This window comes from Streptomyces pristinaespiralis, assembly GCF_001278075.1.
In the GTDB taxonomy this organism is placed as follows: Bacteria; Actinomycetota; Actinomycetes; order Streptomycetales; family Streptomycetaceae; genus Streptomyces; species Streptomyces pristinaespiralis.
The window spans coordinates 1,591,767-1,616,504 of record NZ_CP011340.1; the positions used below are offsets into that span (position 1 = coordinate 1,591,767).

At 73.0% G+C, this 24,738-nt stretch carries 22 protein-coding genes and 2 pseudogenes; 6 read left to right on the forward strand and 18 right to left on the reverse strand.

Translation table 11 applies throughout. From position 1 onward, the window contains the following. Positions 1-82: 82 nt before the first annotated feature. From SPRI_RS06615 to SPRI_RS06640, 6 genes are all read right to left on the reverse strand, one after another. A complete protein-coding gene (locus SPRI_RS06615) occupies positions 83-1,846 on the reverse strand; it encodes an HAL/PAL/TAL family ammonia-lyase (protein ID WP_078951215.1) in 1,764 nt (587 codons plus the stop codon). 154 nt (positions 1,847-2,000) lie between these two features. Beyond that, positions 2,001-2,660: a M15 family metallopeptidase gene (locus SPRI_RS06620; protein WP_005309585.1), complete on the reverse strand. Its 660-nt coding sequence runs from the start codon at positions 2,658-2,660 to the stop codon at positions 2,001-2,003. A 55-nt stretch (positions 2,661-2,715) separates the two neighbouring features. Continuing rightward, positions 2,716-3,222, reverse strand: a complete 507-nt coding sequence (locus SPRI_RS06625; protein ID WP_037773307.1) for a MarR family winged helix-turn-helix transcriptional regulator — start codon at positions 3,220-3,222, stop codon at positions 2,716-2,718. Further along, positions 3,219-4,919, reverse strand: coding sequence for an FUSC family protein (locus SPRI_RS06630; RefSeq protein ID WP_053556759.1), 1,701 nt, complete (start codon positions 4,917-4,919; stop codon positions 3,219-3,221). Before SPRI_RS06630 ends, SPRI_RS06625 begins: the two co-directional genes overlap by 4 nt. A gap of 75 nt (positions 4,920-4,994) precedes the next feature. After that, complete coding sequence (locus tag SPRI_RS06635; protein ID WP_053556760.1) at positions 4,995-5,663, reverse strand: response regulator; 669 nt, start codon at positions 5,661-5,663, stop codon at positions 4,995-4,997. Beyond that, positions 5,660-6,868 (reverse strand): sensor histidine kinase, encoded by a 1,209-nt coding sequence (locus tag SPRI_RS06640; RefSeq protein ID WP_005309600.1) that lies wholly within the window; start codon positions 6,866-6,868, stop codon positions 5,660-5,662. Before SPRI_RS06640 ends, SPRI_RS06635 begins: the two co-directional genes overlap by 4 nt. Positions 6,869-7,035: 167 nt before the next feature. Here SPRI_RS06640 and SPRI_RS06645 point away from each other — a divergent pair, with 167 nt between their 5' ends. Next, on the forward strand, positions 7,036-7,995 hold the full coding sequence (locus SPRI_RS06645) for a carboxymuconolactone decarboxylase family protein (RefSeq protein ID WP_053556761.1): 960 nt from the start codon (positions 7,036-7,038) through the stop codon (positions 7,993-7,995). After that, positions 7,992-8,852 carry a class I SAM-dependent methyltransferase gene (locus SPRI_RS06650; protein WP_238996203.1) on the forward strand — a complete coding sequence of 287 codons (861 nt, stop codon included), beginning with the start codon at positions 7,992-7,994 and terminating at the stop codon, positions 8,850-8,852. Before SPRI_RS06645 ends, SPRI_RS06650 begins: the two co-directional genes overlap by 4 nt. Here the strand turns inward: SPRI_RS06650 and SPRI_RS06655 are convergent. Both SPRI_RS06655 and SPRI_RS06660 read right to left on the reverse strand, forming a co-directional pair. Continuing rightward, positions 8,830-9,432: a TetR/AcrR family transcriptional regulator gene (locus SPRI_RS06655; protein WP_053557698.1), complete on the reverse strand. Its 603-nt coding sequence runs from the start codon at positions 9,430-9,432 to the stop codon at positions 8,830-8,832. The two genes, SPRI_RS06650 and SPRI_RS06655, sit on opposite strands and share 23 nt — an antisense overlap. A gap of 5 nt (positions 9,433-9,437) precedes the next feature. Beyond that, positions 9,438-10,868, reverse strand: coding sequence for an amidase (locus SPRI_RS06660; protein ID WP_005309610.1), 1,431 nt, complete (start codon positions 10,866-10,868; stop codon positions 9,438-9,440). 55 nt (positions 10,869-10,923) lie between these two features. Here SPRI_RS06660 and SPRI_RS06665 point away from each other — a divergent pair, with 55 nt between their 5' ends. Both SPRI_RS06665 and SPRI_RS06670 read left to right on the forward strand, forming a co-directional pair. Then, positions 10,924-11,715 carry an SDR family NAD(P)-dependent oxidoreductase gene (locus SPRI_RS06665; RefSeq protein WP_005309612.1) on the forward strand — a complete coding sequence of 264 codons (792 nt, stop codon included), beginning with the start codon at positions 10,924-10,926 and terminating at the stop codon, positions 11,713-11,715. A 60-nt stretch (positions 11,716-11,775) separates the two neighbouring features. Beyond that, positions 11,776-12,726, forward strand: a complete 951-nt coding sequence (locus SPRI_RS06670) for a nucleotidyl transferase AbiEii/AbiGii toxin family protein (RefSeq protein ID WP_050791429.1) — start codon at positions 11,776-11,778, stop codon at positions 12,724-12,726. Here SPRI_RS06670 and SPRI_RS06675 read toward each other — a convergent pair. From SPRI_RS06675 to SPRI_RS06710, 8 genes are all read right to left on the reverse strand, one after another. Beyond that, entirely contained in the window at positions 12,680-14,221 is a 1,542-nt protein-coding gene (locus SPRI_RS06675; RefSeq protein WP_005309616.1) for an NCS1 family nucleobase:cation symporter-1, read from the reverse strand. The two genes, SPRI_RS06670 and SPRI_RS06675, sit on opposite strands and share 47 nt — an antisense overlap. A 25-nt stretch (positions 14,222-14,246) precedes the next feature. Next, positions 14,247-15,248 (reverse strand): TIGR03842 family LLM class F420-dependent oxidoreductase, encoded by a 1,002-nt coding sequence (locus SPRI_RS06680; protein WP_005309617.1) that lies wholly within the window; start codon positions 15,246-15,248, stop codon positions 14,247-14,249. 11 nt (positions 15,249-15,259) lie between these two features. Next, positions 15,260-16,663: a dihydropyrimidinase gene (gene hydA, locus SPRI_RS06685; RefSeq protein ID WP_005309619.1), complete on the reverse strand. Its 1,404-nt coding sequence runs from the start codon at positions 16,661-16,663 to the stop codon at positions 15,260-15,262. 40 nt (positions 16,664-16,703) lie between these two features. Further along, the gene (locus tag SPRI_RS06690) at positions 16,704-17,984 is read right to left on the reverse strand and encodes an aspartate aminotransferase family protein (protein WP_005309620.1); all 1,281 of its coding nucleotides are present in this window, start codon (positions 17,982-17,984) and stop codon (positions 16,704-16,706) included. Further along, positions 17,981-18,823: a nitrilase-related carbon-nitrogen hydrolase gene (locus SPRI_RS06695; RefSeq protein WP_005309622.1), complete on the reverse strand. Its 843-nt coding sequence runs from the start codon at positions 18,821-18,823 to the stop codon at positions 17,981-17,983. The genes SPRI_RS06690 and SPRI_RS06695 overlap by 4 nt, the downstream gene beginning before the upstream one ends. 158 nt (positions 18,824-18,981) lie before the next feature. Beyond that, positions 18,982-20,295, reverse strand: coding sequence for a hypothetical protein (locus SPRI_RS06700; protein ID WP_078951216.1), 1,314 nt, complete (start codon positions 20,293-20,295; stop codon positions 18,982-18,984). Between the two features lie 96 nt (positions 20,296-20,391). Beyond that, on the reverse strand, positions 20,392-20,772 hold the full coding sequence (locus tag SPRI_RS06705) for a PPOX class F420-dependent oxidoreductase (protein ID WP_005309627.1): 381 nt from the start codon (positions 20,770-20,772) through the stop codon (positions 20,392-20,394). A 30-nt stretch (positions 20,773-20,802) separates the two neighbouring features. After that, on the reverse strand, positions 20,803-21,087 hold the full coding sequence (locus SPRI_RS06710) for a helix-turn-helix domain-containing protein (RefSeq protein ID WP_053556763.1): 285 nt from the start codon (positions 21,085-21,087) through the stop codon (positions 20,803-20,805). A gap of 69 nt (positions 21,088-21,156) precedes the next feature. On the opposite strand from SPRI_RS06710, the pseudogene SPRI_RS39940 reads away from it, so the two are divergent. Both SPRI_RS39940 and SPRI_RS39945 read left to right on the forward strand, forming a co-directional pair. Then, positions 21,157-21,468 (forward strand): annotated as a pseudogene (locus tag SPRI_RS39940) (M24 family metallopeptidase); the annotation flags it as partial. Between the two features lie 111 nt (positions 21,469-21,579). Continuing rightward, a pseudogene (locus SPRI_RS39945) lies at positions 21,580-22,013 on the forward strand (M24 family metallopeptidase); the annotation flags it as partial. Between the two features lie 46 nt (positions 22,014-22,059). Here the strand turns inward: SPRI_RS39945 and SPRI_RS06720 are convergent. Continuing rightward, positions 22,060-22,779, reverse strand: a complete 720-nt coding sequence (locus tag SPRI_RS06720; RefSeq protein WP_005309631.1) for a glycoside hydrolase family 75 protein — start codon at positions 22,777-22,779, stop codon at positions 22,060-22,062. Between the two features lie 99 nt (positions 22,780-22,878). Further along, positions 22,879-24,690 carry a gamma-glutamyltransferase gene (gene ggt, locus SPRI_RS06725; protein ID WP_005309632.1) on the reverse strand — a complete coding sequence of 604 codons (1,812 nt, stop codon included), beginning with the start codon at positions 24,688-24,690 and terminating at the stop codon, positions 22,879-22,881. Positions 24,691-24,738 lie beyond the last annotated feature (48 nt).

A 24,738-nucleotide genomic window follows, 5' to 3' on the forward strand; every position in this document is an offset into this window, starting at 1 on the left:
CGCTCCGAGGAGCACGCCGCGCCGGGCAGCCCGCGCCGTCCGTCTCCCGGACGGCGCACCGAAACCGCTTCTCCCCCGAGCGTCAACGTCCCGGCGGCGCAGCCCGGTCCATCAGCTCGCCGCCGCGGACCAGCTCGGTCATCTCGACCAGGTCCGGAGTCAGGTAGCGGTCGTCGTGGAGCGGTTCGATGTGCGCACGGACCGCGTCGTGGAACGAACGGACGCCCTCACCCAGGGACAGGCCGGCCATCTTCTCCTCGATCAGGTCGACGCCCTGCGCGGCCATCAACGCCAGGACGGCCTGCACGATCCCGAGGCGGTCCAGATTCTCGTCGAGGTGGCGTACGGAGGCCATCGCCATGGTGTTGTGGTCCTCCTGCCCGTCCTTGGCGGGCCGGGAGAGCGCGCCGGCGGGCATGGCACGGACCTGCATCTCCGGGACGAGCGCGGCGGCCACGGTCTGGATCTGGACCATGCCGGAGTTCAGCCCCGGCGTGCCGCCCGCGAGGTTGGCGGGAAGGCCGTAGCTCCACTTCGGGGAGAGCAGCCGTGCCGACAACTCCTGCGTGTGCACGCCGAAGTCGGCGATCTGGGCGTTCAGCGTGTCGGCGGCATGACCGAGGAGAGCTCCGTCCCAGTTGCCGCCCATGACGAACTCGTGGCCCTTACCCGGGCCGCGGGCGAACACCAGCGGGTTGGAGGTGGAGGCGTTGGCCTCGTGTTCGATGTTCCGGCGGCCCTCGGCGAGGGTCCTGCGCAGCGCCCCGTAGATGTGCGGGGCGGCGCGGAGCGACACCGCGTCCTGGATGCGGGGGTGGTCCTCGCCGAGCCGCCGACGGCCCTGTTCGGTCGTCCACCCGCTGCCCCGCAGCAGGCCCCGGAGGCGTTCCGCGACCTCTGCCTCCTCCGGGATCCGGCGTTCGGCGTGCGTACGGGCGTCCAGGCTGCTGATCTCCGCCCGGGTGGCGTCCATGAACATGGCGAGGATGCGTTCGCCCAGCGCGGCCGCCTTGGTGGCCCGGTGCAGGGCGTCGGCGTAGGAGGCGAGGACGACGGTGCTGCCGCTGATGATGGGCAGTGCCTCGCCCTGCTGCAGCTCGAAGGACGGTGCGAGACCGGCGCGGGCGAGGATCTGCGAGGCGGGTCCCTGCTCGCCGCGGTAGCGGGCGGGCGCCTGGTCGCCGGTGAGGACCATGCCGACGGCGGCCATGGGCTGGAGGTCGCCGGAGCCGAGCGAGCCGATGTGGGGTACGACCGGGGTGACGCCGGCGGTGACCAGTTCGTTCATCCGGTCGACGAGTTCCGGGCGGACGGCCATCGCCCCCCGGGCCATCTGGTTGGCGCGCAGCACCATGACCAGACGTGCGACCCGCTCGGGCAGCGGCTGCCCGACCCCGGCGGCATGCGAACGCAGGATGCGCTTCTGGAACTCCTTCTGCTGCTCGTCGTCGAGCTGTTTGTCCTTCAGGGGCCCCAGGGCCTGGTTCCATCCGTACACGCGAGCGCCCTTGGCGAGCTCGTCGAGTGCACCGTCGCGGATCTGCCGCATGCGTGTGCGGCTCCTGTCGGAGAGTTTCACCGCGACCGACGTGGCGTCCAGGACGTCGAACATGTCCTGGGCGGTCAGCGACTCACCGTCCAGGACCAGTTGGAGGTGCGCTCCCGTCCGTGCGCCGGCACCGGGGCCGGGTGGTCCGCCGGCGGCGGCGTCGGGGGCGAGGAACAGCATGACCAGGGCGGCGGAGGCGACGAGGGACAGGGGTTTTCGCGCGGCGCGGGCGGTGCGGGCAGCGGGGACGGGTGAGCGGCGTATGCGGGCAGGAGTGTCCGTAGGCACTGGCGGCATGGTGGGGGAACCTTTCCCGGGGAACGGAAGGTCGTTCGGCCTCTGCAAGGCCATACGGGAAACGTAATGTCCATGCACTCCGCACCGCCTGCGCCGGCCGCGCGGTGCGGACTGTTCGAGTGAGAGACCGCCCGAGGGGCGGGACCGGGCGGAGTCAGGTGCCGTCAGCGGAGAAGTGGTGGTAATCGGGGGGCGCCCAGCGGCCGCCCCACTCCCAGCCGGCGTCGTCCATCGCCGTGGTGACGGCGTCGCCCGGAGTGATCATGCCCTTGGCGGGCCGGTCGCGGTCGAGGTGCTGCTCGGCGCCCGGCGGGTGCACCCGGCCCGAGCGGTCGACGTACGGGTTCTCCGCGGGGTTGATGTCGACCGCGTCACCGAAGGAGTGGCGGGACAGATTGCGGGCGTCACCCGTCACCCGGCGGCAGTTGAAGGCCGAGGTGTTGTCGGCCGCCATCGCCTCGGCGTCGTCGCCGCCGTACTCGGCCATGACCCGCATACGGCGGATGGGGAAGCGTTCCTCGAAGGCCTTCTCGAAGACGTGCAGCAGGGGCCGGACCTCGTCCTGACGGGCGATCAGCTCTCCGCGGTGGACACGGCCGTCGAACCCCCAGTGGTTCATGCTGATCAGCCGCAGCCGGGACGGGGGCACCGGGCAGCCCGGTTCGTGGCTCGCGCCGAGTTTGGACGGGGGTACGTCGCTGACGGTGGCCGACAGTTGCGGGGCGGCGCCGCCCGTGGCTCCTTGTGCGGGCACGGCGCCGAGTGTGAGCCCGAGGGCCAGGACGGGCGCGGCGGCCCGGCGCACGACGTTCACCCTTTCAGGTTAAGGACATCGCGGCCTGTCGGCCGCTCCGCGCGCGTGGCCCGCGTCAGCGCCGGGGCGTGCCGAGGCGGCCCTCCAGCTGGACCAGCAGGTCACTGAGGTGCGCGGCGAGGCCGGCGCGTGCCGGCTCGTCGAGGCCGGAGAGGACGGTGCTCTCGTACGCGAGCTGCTCGGGCAGCAGCCGGTCGACCAGCGTGCGCCCCTCGTCGGTGAGCCGGACGTGGGCGACGCGCCGGTCCCGGTCGTCGCCGCGGCGGTCGATCAGACCGCGCTCCTGGAGGGCTCGCAGCCGTTTGGTGACGGCCGCACCGGAGGAGAACGTCTCCCTGGCCAGCTCGCCGGGCGTGAGCTCGCGGGCCGTGCGCCGGACCGCGCCGAGCAGGTCGAACTCCGCGCGGGTGAGCCCGGCGGAGCGCAGCGGCGCGTCCTCCGCCTGTTGCAGGAGTGCGGCGCAGCGGTTGATGCGGCCGATGAGTTCCATGGGCCCGGTGTCCAGGCCGGGGTGCACTGCCTGCCACTGCCGTACCACCGAGGCGACGATGTCGTCGGTCACACCGCTCCGATCGTGGGGGCGGGGCCGTGCAGCCCACGCCGTTGTGCTGTCGCCGTGAGCGTACGGTGTCCCGCCCGCTCGGCCTCGAGGACCTCCTCCTCCGGGAGGGTCCGCTGCCACCATTCGCCCGCCGCGGCGTCCCGGGCGTCACGCAGGTCCACGAGGGCGGCGGCCAGCCGGCGGCTGTCGGCGTCGAGGGCGGCCGTGGCGGGGTCCGGTCCCGCGAGGGTCCGCTCCGCGGCGGCCCGGGCGGCGGCAGCGGCGGCGAGCGCCTGCTCCACCCGGCCGGCGGCCCTGCGGTTGGTGACGACGACGGCGGCGAGGAGTCCGAGGACGACGCCGATCAGGGTGTCGAGCACCCGGTCGCCGATGAGCGTGCCCGGCGGGTGCGGGCCGCCCGCCTCGACGAGCAGCAGCGCCATCGGCGTGACGGCGACGGAGCCGAGCCAGTAGTTACGGGTGATGAGGGCTTCCGCGGCGAAGCTGAAGAACAGCAGACATCCGAGGAGGGCCGCCGGTCCGGTCCTGATCAGCGGGACGACTGCGGCGAAGGCGAGGACGCCGAGCAGATTGCCGAGGGTGCGCTGGAGGGCCCGGTTCCAGCTGAGGGTGACGTTGATCTGGAAGACGGAGGCGGCGGTGACGACGGCCCAGTACGGCCGGTCGACGCCCAGCGCGACGGCGGCGTAGCCGGCCAGGGCGCAGCCGATGAGGGTGCGCAGCGCGATGGGCAGGTGCGGCGAGCCGGGGCCGAGGCTGCGCAGCAGTGCGCGGCGGGCCTCCCGGCGGCGGGTCCGGCGCACGGTCCGCCAGGCGTCGTGGCCGGCCGTCCCCGCCGCTTCTCCGGGGGTCGGCGGCGTGGCGGGTACGGGCCCCCGGGCGCGGGTGAGGTCGGCCCAGGCGCGCAGCCGGGCGGCCCGGTCGGTGTCCGCCCGGCCCTGGGAGACGGCCTCGCCGGTGAGGGTCGCCTCCGCGTGCAGGAGAAGGCGGTCGAGCTGCCGGCGTACGGGGGTGGGGCGGCCGGCGTCGAGCAGGGACTGCCGGGCGGCGTGCACGGCCGCCGACGCGGTGTGCCGGCTGCGGTGGCCGGGGTCGGCCGCGCAGGCGGCCGCGGCCTCCAGGGCGCGGGCGGTGGCGCGCCGTTCCGGGCCCTCCCGCCGCAGCAGGCTTGGGCCCGCGGTGACCAGCCAGGCGATGATTCCGGCGCCGAGGGCCGCCGCGAGATGGCCGGGGACCTGGTCGAGCCGCTGCGGCACGAACAGGGCGGCGGTGGCGACGAAGGTGAAGATCACGTTGCCGGGAGGTCCGGTCCGGCCGGCGTCGCAGAGCGCCTTCTGTACGGCCGCGATCAGGGCGGCGACGGCGACGAGCACGGCCACCGAGTCGGTGAGCGAGGCCGTGACGAGGGAGACGGCCAGGCCCGCGACCATGCCGAGCACCACGCGGGCGACGGTCCCGGCCCGGCGGGCGTACGGGAGGCTGTGGCCGTACAGGGCGCAGAGCGATCCGGCCATGGTGTACATGACCAGGTCGAGCCGTCCGACGGCGAGGAGGATCAGGTTCGGTGCCAGGGCGGCGCCGACGACGCTCAGTGCCGGTTTGAACCACTGGTCGGAGGGCCGGGCGAGGCGGAGCGCGGCGGCGACCGGGAGTGGCGGTGTCGGCGGCCTTCGGAATCGGATGGTTGTATCGCTCACTCATTTACTTTAGCAAGTGTTACACCAGTAAACGATTTCGGGGCCGAGGTGTGCTGCCACGGGCTCCCGGCCCGGTCAGCGGAGCGGGTCGCGCGGCTCCACCAGGCCCGATTCGTACGCGAAGACGACCAGCTGGGCGCGGTCCCTGGCACCCAGCTTGTTCATCGCCCGGCTGATGTGGGTCTTGGCGGTGAAGGGGCTGATCACCATGTGGGCGGCGATCTCCTCGTTCGTCAGACCGCGGGCCGCCAGCGCCGTCACCTCACGTTCCCGCCGGGTGAGGTTCTCCATGCCGCGTGCGGTGGACCGGTCCGGCGGCCGCGCCACGAACTCGCCGATCAGCCTCCGGGTGACGGCGGGCGACAGCAGCGCGTCACCGCGGGCGGCGACGCGTACGGCGTGCAGCAGTTCGGCGGGCTCCGTGTCCTTGAGCAGAAAGCCCGCCGCCCCCGCGCGCAGCGCGTCGAAGACGTACTCGTCCAGGCCGTAGTTGGTGAGGATCACGACGTGCACGTCCGTAAGGAGCGGGTCGGCGGCGATGTGCCGGGTCGCCTCGATGCCGGTCATCACCGGCATCTGCACATCGACCAGCGCGACGTCGGGGACATGGCGGCGGGCCTGCTCGAGGCCCTGCCGGCCGTCCGCGGCCTCCGCCACGACCTCGATGCCGTCCTCCGCGTCGAGCAGGGCACGGAAGCCTGCGCGCATGAGCGCCTGGTCGTCCACGATCAGGACGCGGATCACAACGCCTCCACGGCGGCCTGGTCGGCCGCGTCCTCGGGGCCGCCGCCGTCCGCGACGCCGCCCCGGCCGTCGGGGTACGCCGCGCGCCCGTCCAGCGGGATACGGGCGTGCACGGCGAAGCCGCCGCAGGGCCGAGGCGCCGTGTCCAGCGTGCCGCCGAGCGCGGTGACGCGCTCCCGCATGCCCGTCAGACCGGTGCCCGGCACGACGGTGACGCCGGGCGCGGCAGGGCCGTCGTCCTCGACGGTGACAGCGACGTCGTCAAGGCCGTACTCGAGGCGGATCCCGGTCCGTGCCCGGTCGGCGTGCCGGGCCACGTTGGTCAGCGCCTCCTGCACGATCCGGAAGGCGGCCCGGTCCACGTCGGGCCGCAGCGCACGCTGCTCGCCGCTGACGGTCACGGAGACGGGGATGCCCGCGGCCCGCGCGCGCTCGGCGAGTTCGCCGACGCGCACGAGACCGGCGGCCGGCTCACGTTCCTCCGTCCGCAGCACCTCGAGTGTCGAGCGCAGTTCCCGCATGGCCTCCCCGCTCGCCTCCTGGATGGCGAGCAGCGCGGCCGGCACGTCCTCGCCCCGCTTACGGGCCAGGTGCACGGCGACTCCCGCCTGGAGTTTGACGATCGAGATGGAGTGGGTGAGCGTGTCGTGCAACTCCCGGGCGATCCGCAGCCGTTCCTCCCCGGCCCTGCGCAACGCCGCCTCCTCCCTGCCGCGTTCGGCCTCCAGGGCCCGCTGCTCGGTCTGGCGCAGATACGCCTGCCAGTTCTTGTCGATCAGACCGGTCACCCCGGCGCACAGGAACCAGCCGAGCAACAGCACCGCGCGTTCGACGCTGCCCTCGGAGGAACGGGCGGTGTCGGCCGCGAAGAAGACCGCCAGGAACAGGGCGCCCGCCACCACACCCGCCCGGCGCCGCCCCCCTCGCGCCGCCGCGTGCACGGCGGCGAGCACCGGGAAGGCCGCCCATGACCCGGGCGTGCCGTTGAGGACGTGGCCGATCATGCAGGCCGTGGTGACGACGAGGACGACACGAGGTGCGCGCCGGTGGCCGGCGAGCGCCAGCGAACCCGTCACGATCAGCAGCACGTCCGGCACACCGGGGGACGGGCCGCCGGCGTACGCCGCCAGGGTCACCGCCCCCGCGATCAGCCCGGCGAGCGCCGTGTCGAGCAGGGCGTGCCTTCGCCCCGGATCCGCCTGCATGGACGGCAGCCTATGACGGTGCGACACGTCGGCGCCTCGTCCCGTGAGACCGCATCCGCACTACTTCCGGCGCAGTAGTCGACGGCAGTTCCCACCCGCCGGGACCGGCCGGCAAAGCCTTCGGACGTACGACGACCGGGGCACCGTGGCCGGGCCAGCATCGGGGCATGACCAGAGCCTTCCGATTCACCGATCCCGCGCCGCCCTCCGCGGCCACCGGCGTGACCGCCGACGTCTACGGGCAAATGGCCCGCGACTTCGGTATCGAGCGCGCCGCGACCTTCGTGGTGCTGTCCGACTCTCCCCCGCTGATGACCGGCGCGTGGGCGCTGCTGCGGGAATCCCTGCTGGCCGGCCGCGTCTCCCGGACGGACAAGGAGGTCGTCGCCGCGGGCGTGTCACTGGCCAACCGCTGCCCGTTCTGCGTCGACGCGCACACCGTCCTGCTGCACGCCACCGGCGACCACGCGCTCGCGGAGACGATCGCACGCGGCGAGGAGCCGGCCGACGCCGGGCACCGGCGGCTGCTGGCCTGGGGCAAGGACATCCGCGGGCCCCGGCCGTTCCCGGCGGAGCAGACCCCCGAACACCTGGGGACCGCGCTCGCGTTCCACTTCATCAACCGGATCGTCTCCGCGCTGCTGAACGAGAACATGCTGCCGGGCGGTGCGCAGAAGTACCGGCTGGTGCGCAGCGCGGCGGGCCGTTCCCTCGCCCGCACCGTACGCCGCGAAGTGCCGCCCGGCGAGAGCCTGGAGCTGCTGCGGACCTCCGGCACCGAGCCCGCCTGGGCGGCGGGCACCGCGGTCGGCACGGCCTACGCCGCCCTGCGCGAGGCGGCGCTCATGGGGGCGGGGCTGCTGTCGGAGGACGACCGGGCGCTGGTGCGCAAGACGGTGGCCGACCACGACGGGGTCGCCCACCCGCCGCTGTCGGCCGAGTGGCTGCCGGACCGCGAGGAGAGCCCCGGGGCGCGGCTGGCACTCCTCGCGGCCCTCGCCCCGTACCGGATCACCGAGGAGGACGTGCGGGCCTGGCGCACCCCGCGGCACACGGACCACTGCCTGGTCCATCTGACCGCCTACGGGGCGATCACCGCCGTCGAACGGATCGAGGAGCAGCTGTGAGCACCGTCGTGAACACCGGTCAGGCCGAGGCGTGGAACGGCCCGGTCGGGCAGCACTGGGCAAATCACCACGAGCGTTACGACGGGATGCTCGCGTCCTTCGACGAGGCACTGTTCACTGCGGCGGGCATCGGGGAGGCGGACCGGGTCCTGGACGTCGGGTGCGGCAGCGGTTCGACGACGCGGCGTGCCGCACGGCTGGCGGCGCGCGGTCACGCGGTCGGCGTGGACATCTCCGAGCCGATGCTGGCGCGGGCGCGGTCGCTGTCCACGGGCATCGGGAACGTCTCCTACGAGTGGGGCGACGCCCAGGTGCACCCGTTCCCGGCCGACGGCCACGATGTGGCGATCAGCCGGGGCGGGGTGATGTTCTTCGCCGACCACACCGCGGCGTTCACGAACATCGGCCGGTCCCTGCGGCCGGGCGGGCGCCTCGCGTTCGTCTGCCCCCGGCCGGCCGCGCCGGACGGGGAGGAGGGACGCGCTCTGGGCCTGCTGGCCTCCCTGCTGACGGCGTCCGCCACGCGGCCCTCGGCCGCGGGGACCTCCGCCCCCCGGCCGGCACCGGGGCCGGACCTCGCCGCCGCCATGGCCTCCCTGTCCGCCCCCGACCGGACCCGGCAGATGCTGGAGGGGGCCGGGTTCGGGCCGGTCGGCATCACGGCGGTCGACGCGCCCGCCTGCTGGGGGCGGGACGCCGGCGACGCCGTGGACTTCTACGTCTCACGCGGCCCGGGCGCCGAGGTCCCCGAAGAGACGCTGAGCGCCATGCGGGACGTCCTGCGGCCCTACGAGACGGACCGGGGCGTCCTGCTGAACGCGGGGGTGTGGGTGGTCACTGCGCGCCGGGCGAGCTGAGCGTCCCGGGGGCGACGGCGCCGCGCGCGAGCAGCAGCAGCGCGTCCACCAGGTCCTCGGCCGGGGCTCCGGTGGCGAGCCGGCGGAGCTGAAGCCCCATCACCAGCGCGACCGTCGTCGCCGCGAGCCCTTCCGCGTCCGGCACGCCGAGGCCGGTCAGGATCTGCGTGGCGAGCCGGTCGTACGCGGCGAACGCCTCCGCGGCCGCCTCCCGCAGCCGCTCGTCCCGGCCCGCCTCGACGTACAGTTCGAACGTCGCGATGTGCCCGCTGTCGAAGCCGGTGCCGCCCGCGACCTGGCCGGCGAGGGCCGCGGCGCCCGCGATGTCGATGCCGTCGTTCCGGCACTCGTCGGCGAGCTCGGTGAAGCGCCGGGTCTCGTCCCGCACGAAGTGCAGCAGGCTCTCGCGGAGCAGTTCGTGCTGCGTCGCGAAGTGGTAGGTGACGGAGCCGAGCGACACGCCCGCCTCCTTGGCGATCCTGCGATTGGTCACAGCGGCCACCCCGTCCCTGCCGATGATGTGCAGGACGGCTTCTATGATGCGCTGCCTGGTGGGCGCGGAACGGGCGGCGGTGGACATGGCCTTCATTGTCCCATCGGGGCACCTTCGCCGGTCACATGGGTGGGCGGGCGCTTCTCGTACCAGCGCAGCTCCGCCTCGAGCTGGGCGGCGAGGGAGATCAGGCGTTCCTCGCCGCCTTCGGGGCCGAGCAGTTGGGCCCCGACCGGCAGTCCGTCGCGGGTGAGGCCGGCCGGCACGGCGACGCCGGGCCAGCCGAGGACGTTCCACGGCCAGGCGTACGGGCAGGCGGCGGCGATGCCGATGTCCGTCGCTCCGGCGGACTTCCCGTCGAAGGCGCCGACGGGCGGGGGCGGGGTGGCGGTGCTGGGGGTGAGCAGGACGTCGTAGCGGTCGAAGAAGGCGCCGATCCTGCCCTGCTGCGCGGCCTCGCGGGCGCGGGCGGCGCGCACGACGCGCCCGCCGAGCCGGTGCCCGGAGCGGGTGGAGGCGCGGGTGCGCGGGTCGAGGAGCGAGGGGTCGGGGTGCCGGTCCGCGTATTCGGCGATGCCGGTCGCGGCGCGGGGCAGGAAGCTCAGGCCGATGAGGCCGTAGCGGGGGCGTGCCTCTTCCACGTGGTGGCCGAGGCGGGCGAGGGTCTCGGCGAGCGCGGTGACGGCCCGGCGCACTTCGGGGTGGGGGCGGGTGCCGGTGAGGGTCAGCGGCGGGCGGAGGGCGAGCGCGATGCGCAGCCTGCCCGGTTCGCGGCGGGCGGCGGCCGAGGCGTCGATGGCGTCCGGGTGGTACCGCTCGTCGGGGTGGGCGCCGGAGGCGGCGTCCAGCAGCAGGGCCGCGTCGGCGACGGTCCGCGCGAGGGGACCGTTGACGGTGAGGCCCTGGAAGCAGTCGGTGTAGGGGTGTACGGAGACCCGGCCGCGCTGCGGCTTGATGCCGACGAGATGGGTCCAGGCGGACGGGATGCGGATGGAACCGGCGCCGTCGGAACCGAGGGCGGCGGGCACGAGACCGGCGGCGACGGCGGCCGCGGAGCCGCCGGAGGAACCGCCCGGGGTGCGGTCGGTGGACCAGGGGTTGCGGGTGGCGCCGAAGGCGGGGCCCTCCGTGAAGGGCCACTGGCCGAGTTCGCAGGAGTTGGTCTTGCCGACGATGACCGCTCCGGCGGCCCGCAGTCGGCGTACCGCCTCACCGTCGGCCGTGGCCGGCGGCAGATCCCCGGGGCAGCCGAAGTAGGTGGGCACGCCGGCGACATCGGTGTCGTCCTTGACGGCGATCGGGACGCCGAGCAGCGGCAGCCGCTCCCCGGCCGCGAGCCTCCGGTCCGCCTCCCGTGCCTCTTCGAGGGCCTGTTCACCCCGGACGGTCCTGAAGGCGTTGATGCTGCCCCGGGTTGCCTCGATGCGGGCGAGTGCCTCTGCGACGAGTGCCTGCGAAGTCGTGTCTCCTGCCGCCAACTCCCCGCAGTACTTGGCCAGTTCGCCCTTTTCATCCGTGGACACGCCGCACCCGCCTCCCTATTGTTCGTTCGAACGAACAGGACTGGAGGGTAACCAGATGCGGATCAGCGGAGCAAGCGTTCTGCTCACCGGGGCGACCGGCGGTCTGGGCGGCGTGCTCGCCGCCGAACTTGCCGCTCGTGGAGCCAGGTTGACCGTCAGCGGCCGGCGCGCCGACGCCCTCGAACCGCTGGTGGAGCGCTACGGCGCCCGCGCGGTCGTCGCCGATCTGGCCGATGCGGCCGATGTCGAGCGGCTCGCCGCAGAAGCCGCCGGCACGGACATCCTCATATCCAACGCCGCCCTGCCGGGCAGCGGCGATCTGCTGGACTGCACGCCCGAACAGCTGGACCGCGCCTTCGCCGTCAACCTGCGCGCCCCCGCCGTGCTCGCCCGGCTGCTCGCTCCGTCGATGGTCGAGTCCGGCGGCGGCCACCTCGCCTTCATCGGCTCCATGGCGGGGAAGGTGACCACGAGGTCCATGTCCCTCTACAGCGGCGGCAAGTTCGGCCTGCGCGGCTTCGCCCTGGGGCTGCGCCAGGATCTGCACGGCACCGGCGTCGGCGTGTCGATCGTCCAGCCCGGATTCGTGCGGGACGTCGGCATGTTCGCCGTGACCGGGGCGAAGCCCCCGACGGGGATGCGGACGGTGTCCCCGCGGCAGGTCGTCGCCGGCGTGGTGCGTGCGGTGGAGCGGGACGTCGCCGAGGTCAACGTGGCGCCGGTGGAGTTGCGGCTGCTTGCTGCGATCGGGGGCCAGTTCCCCGGCTTCGCCGAGCGCCTCCAGCGCGGCGGACCGGGCGAGCGGACCCTGCGCGAGGTGGTGGCGGCGCAGCGCTCACGCCGCTAGGCGGTGTTGTCGGCGGGCGTTGCTACGGTCTCCCACGATGTCGAAGCAGGGGAGGTCACCGTGCAGAGCGCCCGCCGGGCGGCCCTCGACCATGTGCTGCGTCTGATCGCCGAGGCGCCCTGGAGCGGCGGCCTGGTGCTGCGCGGCTCCATGACCCTCCCGGCGTGGGTCGGTGCGGCGGCCCGCGAGCCCGGTGACCTGGACTTCGTCGTACTGGAGCCGGGCGAGGGCTCGGCCGTGGACCGGCTCGCCCCCTTCCCGTACATCGATCAGGTGGCCGACGTCCAGCAGTGGCCGGAGGCGGCGCACGCCGCGGCAGGCGCCGAACTGTGGGACCCGGAGGGGAACTTCGGCACCTACGGCACCCGGCCGCGGCTGCCTCCCGAGGGGCTGCGCTGGATGGACGCCGACGACTTCGGGTGCGAGTCACCGGCCGTGCGGCTGTACGAGGCGGTGGCGGCGGACCCGCACGCGGGCGGCGGGGTCGTCCTGGACGTCGACGGCATCCGCGAGGACGGCACCTGGACCTATCGGGTCCACGAGACGCCCGGCATACGGCTGACTCTGCCGTACCGCACCGCGGACGGCCGGGCGGGCGGGATCCAGCTGGACTTCGCGAGCGACGAGACACTGCCGCAGGCCCCGGTGTGGACGGCGGTGCCGCGCGGCGACGGCGGGCCGCCGACCGTGGCGGTGACGGCGAGCCCGGAGCTCTCGCTCGCCTGGAAACTGCTGTGGCTGTGCAGCGACGGCGTCGCACGGGCCAAGGACCTGTACGACGCCGTGCTGCTGGCGGAGGCGCCCCGCACCCGGCTCGGGGCACGGCTGCTGCGGACCGTGCTCGGCGAGCACGCCGGCCGCTTCCGCCCGGAGGTGCTGGAGTCCCTGCCCGTCGACCCGGACGACCTCCGGGCCGTCCGTCCCTCGCCACGGGGCGGTCCGGACCACTGGCGCGGGCGGCTGGTCAGCGCCCTCGGTCCGCTGTTCGCGGCGGGCCGCCGAACCGCATGAGCGCCACGTACAGCACCAGCGACGCCGCGAGGCCCACCGCCCAGCCGTAGTCGGCCAGCGGCTCGAGGGCGGGGATCAGTCCGTCCTCGGGGAACGGGCCCTTGCCCGGGGCCGAGTGGGAGCCGCCCACCGCGAGCACCCCGCCGACCACGAACGCCGCGACGGCACGCAGGTTCCAGCCGGAGGTGTACCAGTAGGGACCGCCCGGCGTGTAGAGGCCGGGCAGGTCGAGGACGGTACGCCGGACGATCCAGTAGTCGGCGATGAGGATGCCGGCGACGGTGCCCAGCAGCCCGCCGACGAGGCCCAGCCAGGTGAAGATGTACAGCTCGGGCGTCTCGGTGAGCTTCCACGGCATGATCAGCACACCGACGACGCCGGTGATCAGGGCGCCGGTGCGGAAGTTGACGAACCTGGGCGCCAGGTTCGCCAGGTCGTACGCAGGTGACACCACGTTGGCCGCGATGTTCACCGAGATCGTCGCGACGAGCACGGTGACCAGGGCGAAGAGCAGACCGAAGACGTTGTCGGTCTTGGCCGCGAGCGCCACCGGGTCCCACACGGCCGCCCCGTACACCGCCTGCGAGCCGGACGTGACGAACACCGACAGCAGCGCGAACAGGGTCATCGTGGTCGGCAGGCCCAGCGTCTGGCCCCAGATCTGGGCGCGCTGGCCCGCCCCGAACCGCGTGAAGTCGGGAATGTTCAGCGAGAGGGTCGCCCAGAAGGCGATCATGCCCATCAGCGACGGGAAGAAGACGGGCCAGAAGTCGGCGCCCCAGCCGAGTCGCGACGGCTGGTCGAGCAGCGGACCGACGCCGCCCGCCTTGGCGGTGACCCACACGAGCAGCACCACCGCGCCGACGATGACGAACGGCGCGGCCCAGTTCTCGAACCGGCGCAGCGCCTCCATACCCCGGTAGATGATGGCGAGTTCGAGTGCCCAGAAGAGGACGAAGCAGACCCACAGCGTCCATGGCTGCCCGCCGACCTCGGCCGCCTCCGCCCAGCCGCCGAAGATCTTGCCGAGCAGGACGAAGATGCCCTGGCCGCCGATCCAGGTCTGGATGCCGAACCAGGCGCAGGCCACCGCGGCCCGGATCATCGCGGGCAGGTTCGCACCGCGCAGCCCGAACGAGGCGCGGGCGAGCACCGGGAAGGGGATGCCGTACTTGGGGCCGGCGTGGCCGGTCAGCAGCATCGGCAGCAGCACGATGACGTTGGCGAGGGCGATGGTGAACACCGCCTGTTTCCAGTCCATGCCGAGCGCGACCAGCCCGGAGGCCAGCAGCCAGGACGGGATGTTGTGGGCCATGCCGACCCACAGGGCGGCGAAGTTGTAGGTGGTCCAGCGGCGGCGGGCGACCGGCACGGGCAGCAGGTCGTCGTTGACGAAGCGGTTGTCGGCGAGGGTGGTGCCCGGCGGGAGTTCGACGCGTCCCGCCGGGTCCGGTATCGGTTCTTGTGACGGCACGGGCGGGACGGTCGCGGTCATGGCGGCGAGGGCCCTTCGGAGGAGGTCAGCGGTTCAGTGCCGGGATGATCTCCGCGCCGTACGCGTCGATCGTCGTTTCCTTCGCGTCGTGCATGTTGTAGAGGGCGAACTGGTCGACGCCCAGGTCGCGAAGTGCCTGGAGCTTCTCGATGTGCGCCTCGGCCGGTCCGAGCAGGCAGAACCGGTCGACGATCTCGTCGGGGACGAAGTCGGTGGACGGATTGCCGGCGCGGCCGTGGTGGCTGTAGTCGTAGCCGTGCCGCTCCTTGATGTACGCGGTCAGCGCCTCCGGGACCATGCCGGAGTGCTCGCCGTAGCGGGAGACGAGGTCCGCGACATGGTTGCCCACCATCCCGCCGAACCACCTGCACTGTTCCCGGGCGTGCGCCAGGTCGTCGCTCACGTAGGCGGGCGCGGCGACGCAGACGGTGACGGAGGCCGGGTCGCGTCCGGCGTCGGCGGCCGCGTTGCGTACGGCCTTCACCATCCACTCCGTCAGGTACGGGTCGGCCAGTTGGAGGATGAAGCCGTCGGCCTTCTGCCCGGCGAGCGCCAGGGCCTTGGGCCCGTAGGCCGCCATCCACACGGGCAGCTTCCCGTCCCTGACCCACGGGATCCGCAGCGGTTGCCCGTCGACGACCGCCTCCCGGCCTTCCGCGAGGTCGCGGATCACGTCGATCGCCTCGCCGAGCCTGGCCAGGGTGTTGGGACTGCGTCCGGCCACCCGCATGGCGGAGTCACCGCGCCCGATGCCGCACACGGTGCGGTTGCCGTACATCTCGTTGAGGGTGGCGAAGGTGGAGGCGGTCACCTCCCAGGTGCGGGTGCCGGGATTGGTCACCATGGGGCCGACGGTGAGTTTCGTCGTGTGCTCCAGGATGCGGCTGTAGATGACGAACGGCTCCTGCCACAGCACCGCGGAGTCGAAGGTCCAGCCGTAGCGGAAGCCGTTGCGTTCCGCGCGCCGCATCAGTCCGACGACCGCCGACGCCGGCGGGTCGGTCTGCAGGACGAGTCCGAAGTCCACGGCATGGCCTCCTAGTTCAGGTACTGGCAGGTGGAGCGGGGGGTGTAGACGCCGTGGCCGGCGCGGCCGGTGAACGTCCGGGCGTCGATGACCACTTCACCCCGGGACAGCACGGTCTCCACCTGCCCGGTGATCCGCCTGCCCTCGTACGCCGAGTAGTCGACGTTCATGTGCTGCGTCTGTACGGACAGGGTCTGTTCCGCGTGCGGGTCGTAGATGACGATGTCGGCGTCGGCGCCGGGGGCGATGGTGCCCTTCTTCGGGTAGAGGCCGAACATCCTGGCCGGGGTGGCGCAGGCGATCTCGATCCAGCGGCGTCGGCTGATGTGCCCGTCGACGACGGCCTGGTGGAGGAGGTCCATGCGGTTCTCCACGCCCGGGAGACCGTTGGGGATCTTGGAGAAGTCGCCGCGGCCGAGTTCCTTCTGCCCGGTGAAGCAGAAGGGACAGTGGTCGGTGGAGACCACCTGGAGGTCGTTGGTGCGCAGGCCCCGCCACAGTGCCGCCTGGTGCTCGCGGGGCCTGAGCGGGGTGGAGCAGACGTACTTGGCGCCCTCGAAGCCGGGCTCCGCCAGGTTGTCGGTGGACAGGAAGAGGTACTGCGGGCAGGTCTCGCCGAAGACGGGCAGCCCCTTGTCGCGGGCCGTGGCGAGCTCCGCCACGGCCTCCTCCGCGGAGACGTGCACCACGTACAGCGGGGCGCCGGCGACGCGGGCGAGCTGGATGGCCCGGTGGGTGGCCTCGGCCTCCAGCAGGACCTTGCGGACCTCGCCGTGGTACCGGGGATCGGTACGGCCCTCGGCGAGCGCCTGCTCGACGAGCACGTCGATGGCGATGCCGTTCTCCGCGTGCATCATGATCAGGCCGCCGTTGACGGCGGAGCGCTGCATGGCGCGCAGGATCCGGCCGTCGTCGCTGTAGAACACACCGGGGTAGGCCATGAAGAGTTTGAAGGAGGTGACGCCCTCCTCCACCAGCAGGTCCATCTCCTTCAGCGACTGCTCGTTGACGTCGGAGAGGATCATGTGGAAGCCGTAGTCGATGGCGCAGTTGCCGTCGGCCTTGGCGTACCAGGCGTCCAGGCCCTCCCGCAGTGCCCGTCCCACCGACTGCACGGCGAAGTCGATGATGGTGGTCGTGCCGCCCCAGGCGGCGGCGCGGGTGCCCGTCTCGAACGTGTCGGAGGCGAAGGTCCCGCCGAACGGCAGCTCCATGTGGGTGTGGACGTCGACACCGCCCGGCAGGACGTACTTGTTGGTCGCGTCGATGGTGCGGGCGGCCGTCCACGTCTGCGCCACGGGCGAGTTGTGCGCGGCGAGCGCGGCGATGCGGCCGTCCTCGACGAGCACGTCGGCGTGCATCTCGTCGGCCGCGGTCACGACGAGTCCGCCACGGATCAGGGTGCGGTTGCTCATGGTCTCCTCGCGTGGGAAGTGGAGTGCGGTCGCCGCTCGACTACAGGCGGCGCAGAGCTCGTTCCATGACCAGGGCGCCCTCCTCCGCCTCCGCGACGGTCAGCGAGAGCGGTGGGGCGATGCGCAGGACGCTGGTGTTGTGGCCGCCGCCCTTGCCGATCAGCAGCCCGCCCTCGCGTGCCGCCTCGAGGACGGCAGCGGCCGCCTGCGGGTCGGCCTCGTCGGTGCCCGGTTCGACCAGTTCGATGCCGATCATGAGTCCCCGGCCGCGAACCTCCCGCACCGCGGGGACGCTCGCCGCGATGCCGCGCAGCCGCTCGATCAGCAGGCCGCCGACCCGGCGGGCGTTGCCCTGGAGGTCGTGCTCCAGGAGGTAGGAGAGGTTGGCGACGCCGGCGGCCATGGTGACGGGACTGCCGCCGAAGGTGGAGATGGAGTTCGCGTCGAGGCAGTTCATGATCTCCGCGCGGGCGACGACGCCGCCGATCGACATGCCGTTGCCGATGCCCTTGGCGAAGGTCAGGATGTCCGGCGGGCCGTTCTCCGCGTGGGCCTGCCAGCCCCAGAAGTGCTCGCCGGTGCGTCCCCAGCCGGTCTGCACCTCGTCGGAGATCCACAGGATGCCGTGCCGGTCCAGGACCTCGCGGAAGGCGGCGTACAGGCCGTCGGGCGGTGAGGTGAAGCCGCCGACGCCCTGTACCGGCTCCGCGATCAGCGCGGCCACGTCGTGGGTGTGTCCGAGCAGGTCCTCGAGGTCGGCGACGCACGCCTCGACGAACTGCGCGTCGGAGAGGTGGGCGAAGGGACCGCGGCTGCGGACACCGCCGTGCACGTACAGCGTCTGGAGCGGCGAGAGGCTGGTCGGCGACCAGGCGTGGTTGCCGGTGATCGAGACCGCGGAGAACGACCTGCCGTGGTAGCTGTTGCGCATCGCCAGGATCTGGTTGGAACGGCGGTGGCCGGTGGCGAGGAGCAGGGCGGTGTCGTTGGCCTCCGTGCCGGAGGTGGTGAAGAAGACGCGGGCGTCCGGGATGCCCGACAGGGCGGCGATCCGTTCCGCGAGCTCCACCATGGGGCGGTTGAGGTAGAGGGTGGAGGAGTGGATGAGCCGCCCGGCCTGCTCGCTCACCGCCTTGGTGACCTCGGGCAGCGCGTGCGCGGTCATGGTGGTGAGGATGCCGCCGAAGAAGTCCAGGTAGCGGTTGCCGTCCGCGTCCCACACATGGCGTCCTTCGCCGTGGGTGATCTCGATCGGCTGCTTGTAGTAGAGCGCCACCCAGTCGGGGATGACGGCACGGTGCCGCTCGTAGAGGTCGGTCACGGCTGCACCAGCCCTTCGTAGGCGTCGGGCCGGCGGTCGCGGTAGAACGCCCACTGCTGCCGCACGGTCTCGATCATGTCGAAGTCGAGGTCCCTTACGACGAGCTCCTCCTCCTTGTCGCTGGCGACGTCGCCGACGAACTGGCCCCGTGGGTCGACGAAGTAGCTGGTGCCGTAGAAGTCGTTGTCGCCGTACTCCTCGATGCCGACGCGGTTGATGGCGGCGACGAAGTACTCGTTGGCGACGGCGGCGGCGGGCTGCTCCAGCTGCCACAGGTAGGAGGAGAGCCCCCGGTGCGTGGCGGACGGGTTGTAGACCAACTGGGCGCCGCCGAGACCCAGTTGCCGCCAGCCCTCCGGGAAGTGGCGGTCGTAGCAGATGTAGACGCCGACCTTGCCGACCGCGGTGTCGAACACGGGCCAGCCGGCGTTGCCGGGCCTGAAGTAGTACTTCTCCCAGAAGCCCTTGACCTGGGGGATGTGGTGCTTCCGGTACTTGCCCAGGTAGCTGCCGTCGGCGTCGATCACGGCGGCGGTGTTGTAGTAGAAGCCCGCGCCCTCGATCTCGAAGACCGGGACCACGATCACCATGCCGGTCTCGCGGGCGAGCGCCTGCATCCGCCGGACCGTCGGCCCGTCGGGAACCGGCTCCGCCCAGCGGTAGTGCTCGGGGTCCTGGACCTGGCAGAAATAGGGGGCGTTGAAGACCTCTTGGAAGCCGATGACCTTGGCGCCCTGCCGGGCCGCCTCCCGGGCGTGTTCCTCATGTTTGGCGATCATGGATTCGGTGTCGCCGGTCCAGGTTGCCTGGACGAGTGCGGCGCGTACGACAGTGGCCATGAGCTGCTCCTTCGACAGGACGTCCGAGAGCTTCTACGCACGTAGACACAGTGCGTAGGAGGAGAACGTAAGCCTCGTCACACACTGGGGCAAGACCATCGTCGTGAACCCGCTGAGTCGATCTTGTTTCGTACCCGAGCGGTCGACATCGATCGTTTTCAGCCTCGAAGGTGTCCGGCCACGCGCAGTGCGTGGACGACGTCGCGCTCCCTGGCCGGCGAGACGTCCCGGGCGGCGTCGAGCAGCATCGGCACCAGCCGTGCGGGGTCCAGTACGGCGCAGGCGGCGGTGTCCGCGGCGGAGCGGACCTGCACGAACGCGGCCAGCAACGCACGGGCCCTGTCTGGCGTGCCCGCCTCCTCGAGCGTGAGGACGGCGTCCGCGATCTCGTCGGCGGAGCGGAAGCTGCCCTGGCGCAGCAACTGACCGCCGTCGTCACGCCGGCCCGCCGCGACGAGCGCCTCCGCGGCGGCGGCGAGCCGCAGGGCCGGCTGCGACGCCACCTCCCAGAGCAGGGTGGCCCAGTCCGCCGCCGCGCCGGAGCGGTTCAGCTCGTCGGCGAGCGCCGGCAGCCAGGCCGCCGGGCGCGCGGCGGCCTCGCAGATCAGGGCGTGCGCGTCGCCGCCACGGCCCTCCGCGCGGAGCCGGCCGAGCGCGGCGACGGTGTCCCTGGCGGCGCGGTACGCACCCTCGGGCACGGGCGGCGCCTCCGGGACGGCTTCGGTCGCGGCACCGCCGTAGCGGGCGCCGCGCGGCACGTCTTCCGCGACCGGCAGCAGGGGCACGGCGACGGCCTCCTCCCCCGCGTCCTCCATGCCGGCGAACCGCGCCCCGCCGCGGGCTCGGCGCTTCTTTCCCGCGCCCCGCCTCTTCCCCTCGGCCTGCGGGGCCCGGGGCGGCTGCCGCTCCTCGGACCGCGACACGGCGCCGGCGGACTCCACGGGCCGGCGCTCCGGATCGTGCGCGGGCCCGGGACCGTTGGGGGCGAAGGCCCCCAGCCGGGCGTCCAGTTCGGCGAGGCGGCGCACCGCCCGGGTGTGGTCGTCCCTGGTCCATGCCAGCTCGTGGGTGAGGCGTTCCGCCTCCGCCGAGCCCTGTGCGCACCCGGGCAGCAGCCGGAGCAGTTCCTCGGCCCGGCTCTGTGCGCGCAGACGCTCCCCGCGCATGAACTCGGCCCGCTCCTCGAGCCGTTCGCGGCCGCCCGGCAGCCGGTCGTGCGCGGCGGCGGCCGCCGCGTGCAGCGCGGCCGCCCGCGCGGACTCCGCGGCGTCCGACACCGGCAGATCGTGCAGCAGGGACTCGACCACGTCCCACGGCGGGATCTCGCTGCCGTCCAGACAGGCCCGCACACCCTCCGGGTCACGCCGCTGGAAGATCGCGTACCAGCCCCCGGCCGGGTCGAGCCGCTCCACCAGCTGCCCGAAGTACCGCGCGAACATCCCGATTTCCGCCGGGAGTTGATGCACCGTCATCGCCGCCCCTGCCCCACTGCCGAATGGAGCCCTCCGCTCCGAGGGCACCGCAGGCATTCGACCGCAGGGGTGTTACAGGGCTGCTACGGCGCCTTTTCAGAACGTGACCGCGATACCGGTGTGCGGGCGCTTGCCCAGCCGCACGATCATCGCCGGCCAGTCGACGGCCCAGAACTGCCAGGTGTACTTGCGCGACAGGAGCCGGCGGACCGCACCCAGTTCGGCCCCGGCCAGGAGCCTGGCGGTGCCCTCCGCGGTGGGGGCGCCCTCCTCGACCTTGCCGCGCACGTCGCAGACGGTGACGACGACCCGGCTGTCGTTGCGCAGGCGCTTGACCTTCCACGAGTCCGTGCGGGTCCACAGGAACAACTCACCGCCGTCCACCGCGAACCACACGGGTGTGGCCACTCCGGTCCCGTTCTTGCGGAACGTGGTGACACTGACGTACCTGGCGCTGGCGAACATCTCGGCACTCACGCCCGCGAGACTACGCCCCCTGCCGCGGGCTCAGGCCACCGCCTCCGGAACCGGCAGCGGCTCCGCCATCGGGACAGGGGCGCAGCGGACGGCGATCTCGTCCATGGACAGTCCGAGCGCCGCGGCCAGCGCGGCGACGGTGAAGAACGCCGGGGTCGGGGCCCGCCCTGTCTCGATCTTGCGCAGCGTCTCGGGGGAGAGTCCGGCGACGGCGGCCACCTCGACCATGCTGCGGTCGCCGCGCGCCTGGCGGAGCAGTTGGCCGAGCTGTTCGCCGCGTTCACGCTCTTCGGCGGTGAGAGGGGTGCGCACCATGCGCCCATTCTAATGCCGGTATTCATATCCCGGTATTCAAATACCGCCTCGGCGCGCAGGGTCGGCGTCATGGTGGAGATCAGGACCGATACGTCGATCGGGGCGGTGCGCGAGGCGGGCCGCATCGTCGCCCGGGCGCTCGGCGCCGCCCAGGAGGCCGCCGCGGCGGGCGTGCGCCCGCGTCACCTGGACGAAGCCGCCCTTGCGGTGCTCGAGGCCGCCGACGCCACGTCCCGGACCGGGCGCCGGTGCCGTTCCCGCCGTGCTGTGCGTGGCCGTCGACGACGCGGTCGTCCACGGCACGCCGGGGCGACGACCGGCTCCGTGACGGGGACCTGGTCAGCATCGACGGTGGCGCCGTCCTGGACGGCCGGGTGGGCGACGCGGCCGTCACTCCACCGTGAGCCTTGCGCGTCCCGAGGACCAGCGGCTGATCCGCACGGCGGAGGGGCGCTCGACGCGGGCACCGCCGCCGTCGTCGGCAACCGCGTGGGCGACACGGCCGTCAGCTCCACCGCGGGCCCTGCGCGTCCCGAGGACCAGCGGCTGATCCGCACGGCGGAGGGGCGCTCGACGCGGGCATCGCCGCCGTCGTCGGCAACCGCGTGGGCGACACCGCCTGCGCCGTCGGCCGTGTGTGCCGCGCGGCGGGCCACGGCGTCCCGGACGGCTTCGGGGGGCCACGGCGTGGGCCGGAGTATGCACGACGGCCTGGGCGTGCCGAACGAGGGGCCCGGCAGGGGCATGCCACCGCGGCACGGCATGGTGCTCGCGATCGAGCCGCTGGTGATCGCCGGCGGCCGGGACGGCACGTACACCGCCCGGGACGGCCGGCCGGTGCGGACGGCGGACGGCAGCCGCGCCTCCCACGCCGGCACACGGTCGCGATCACGGACGGTGGTCCCCGGATCCTCACGGCGCCGTGACCGTCCCCGACGCCAGGGGCCCGCGGCCGACGGGCCCCGCGGGCCGTCAGCCTCCGCCGGTGAACCGCCGGGCCAGTTCCTCGCCGAGCTTCTCGGCCGCCGCCCGGCTCTCGATCGGTGACACCTTCGAGTCCTTGAAGACGATGTAGGTGACTCCGGAGGGAACTCCGCCCTTTGCCGGGTCCGGGTCGATCCCGAGCGCCTCGGCCGCCGCGTAGGACGCCTCGCCGATGATGCCGCTCGGCCCCGTGTCGCCGACCACCCCGTACACGACCTTGCCGTCGTGGACGATCGCGGCGGCGGAACCGCCTCTGATGCCCGACGACAGGTAGTTCCAGACCGGGCCGGGGGCGGGCACGACGACGAACGGCAGCTCCGCCGCGTCGAGATACTTTCCGTCCGACCCCGTGAACGCCGTCGCCTGCTGGAACGAGGGGTCGGTACGGCTGTTGCACCGTGTGCTGCGCCGGCCGTCGCAGTCGATGTCCATGTCCGCCTGCCAGAAGACGGCCCCGTCGTGCTCGCAGACGGGAATGGTCGCCGGCCTGCCCCGGTCGGTGGCGTAGTCGCCCTTGGAGATCCGGGTGCAGTGCTCCACCCCGGCCAGCAGCGCTGCCGCGTCGACACCCGCCGCGGGCGCCGTGCGGTAGTGGCCGGGCGCCGGTGGCGGTGGCACGGGACCCGGTTGAGCGGCCGCCGGGAGCGCCGCCGTTCCGAGCATGACCGAACCGGCCGCCACGGTCAGAGCGGTGTTTCGAATGCGCACAGGGAGCCTTTCTGTCGAAAGGCTCCCTACCCGCACATGCGCGAACAGCCACAGCCGCACCGCCGGACGGGTTACCCGCCGGGGCGTCCCGGGGCTTCGTCAGCGGGACGGACGGACCACCATCGCGGAACCGCCGCCGCGCCGTTGCTTCTCCGCCGCCGCCAGCCACCGGCCGTCCGGCAGCCGTTGGACGCCGGTGGCGGCACCGATCTCCTGGTTCAGCCGGAACTGGTGTCCGATCGCCTCGAGACGCTGCCTCAACGGGCTGTTCCACAGAGCCGGTTCCAGCTCGGTCGTCGGCTGGTTGCGCTGACTGGCACGGGGCGCCGCGATCGCGTCCACGAGCGGCAGTCCCCGGTCCAGATGACCCGTCAGGGTCTGAAGGACCGTCGTGATGATGGTCGCGCCGCCCGGTGAGCCGAGCGCCAGCACGGGACGGCCGTGGTGGTCGAGCACGATCGTGGGCGAGATGGACGAACGCGGCCGCTTGCCCGGACCGGGCAGGTTCGGATCGTGCACCGCGGGGTCGGCCGGCCGGAAGGAGAAGTCGGTCAGCTCGTTGTTGAGGAGGAATCCGCGCCCCGGGACGGTGATGCCGCTGCCGCCGGTCTGCTCGATGGTGAGTGTGTAGGCGACGACGTTGCCCCACTTGTCGGCGGTCGTCAGATGGGTGGTGTTCTCACCTTCGTACGTCGTCGGGGCCGCCGCCCCGGACGACCCGCAGCGTTCGGGCCGGCGCGGATCGCCGGGCGCCAGCGGGCTCGTGAGCACCGCGTCGTCCTTGATCAGGCACTCCCGCGAGTCGGCGAAGCGCTGGGACAGCAGACCGGCGGTCGGCACGTCCTCGAACGCCGGGTCGCCGACCCACCGCCCCCGGTCCGCGAACGCGATGCGGCTCGCCTCGATGAAACGGTGCAGATACCGCTCCTGGGAGACGTCCGACAGGTCGGTGCGCTCCAGGATGTTGAGCGCCTCACCGACGCTGGTGCCGCCCGAGGAGGAGGGGGGCATGCCGTACACGTTGAGGCCCCGGTAGGACACCTTCGCCGGTTCACGGCGCACCGTCCCGTACGCCCTCAGGTCCTGCTCCGTCAGGTCTCCCGGGCGGACCACCCTGGTGGCGTCCTCGTCGACGGGCGGGTTGCGCACGGTGTTGACGATGTCCTCGGCGAGAGCACCTTCGTAGAGCGCGCCGACCCCCTTTCTGCCGAGTTCCTTGTAGGTGCGGGCCAGATCGGGGTTCCTGATGACCGATCCGACGACCGGGAGACGACCGCCGGGCAGGAACAGCTCCGCGGAGGCGGGGAAGTCACGGAAGCGCGCCTCGTTGGCGGCGGTCTGCGAGCGGAAGGTGTCGTCGACGGTGAACCCGTGCTCCGCCAGGCGCTCCGCGGGCTTCAGCAGCTCACCCAGCGGCCGGCTGCCCCACGCGTCGAGGGCGGTGTCCCAGGTGGCGGGAGTGCCGGGCGTACCGACGCCGAGGCCGCTGGTCACGGCCTCCGCGAACGGGACGGGCGTGCCGTTCTCGAGGAAGAGGGAGGCGTCGGCCGAAAGCGGGGCGGTCTCCCGGCCGTCGACGGTGTGCGCCGTACGGGTCCTGGCGTCGTAGTGGACGAAGTAGCCACCGCCGCCGATGCCCGCGGAGTACGGCTCCGTCACGCCGAGCGCCGCGGCGGTCGCCACCGCCGCGTCCACGGCGTTGCCGCCGTTGCGGAGCACCTCGATGCCCGCCGCCGAGGCGTCGGCGTCGACGCTCGCGACCGCCCCACCGTGACCGACGGCCACGGGGCTCTTGACGGGTGGTGCCGTGGGAGGGGCGGTGCGGGGCGTGGGCGGGGATGCCGCGCCGATCGAGACGACGACCGCGGCAAGGGCCACGACCGGTACTTTCCGTGCGGCGGAGCGACGCATTCGTACCTCCAGTCAGCCGGTGTCGGCGCAGCGTAACGGTTCGCGGGG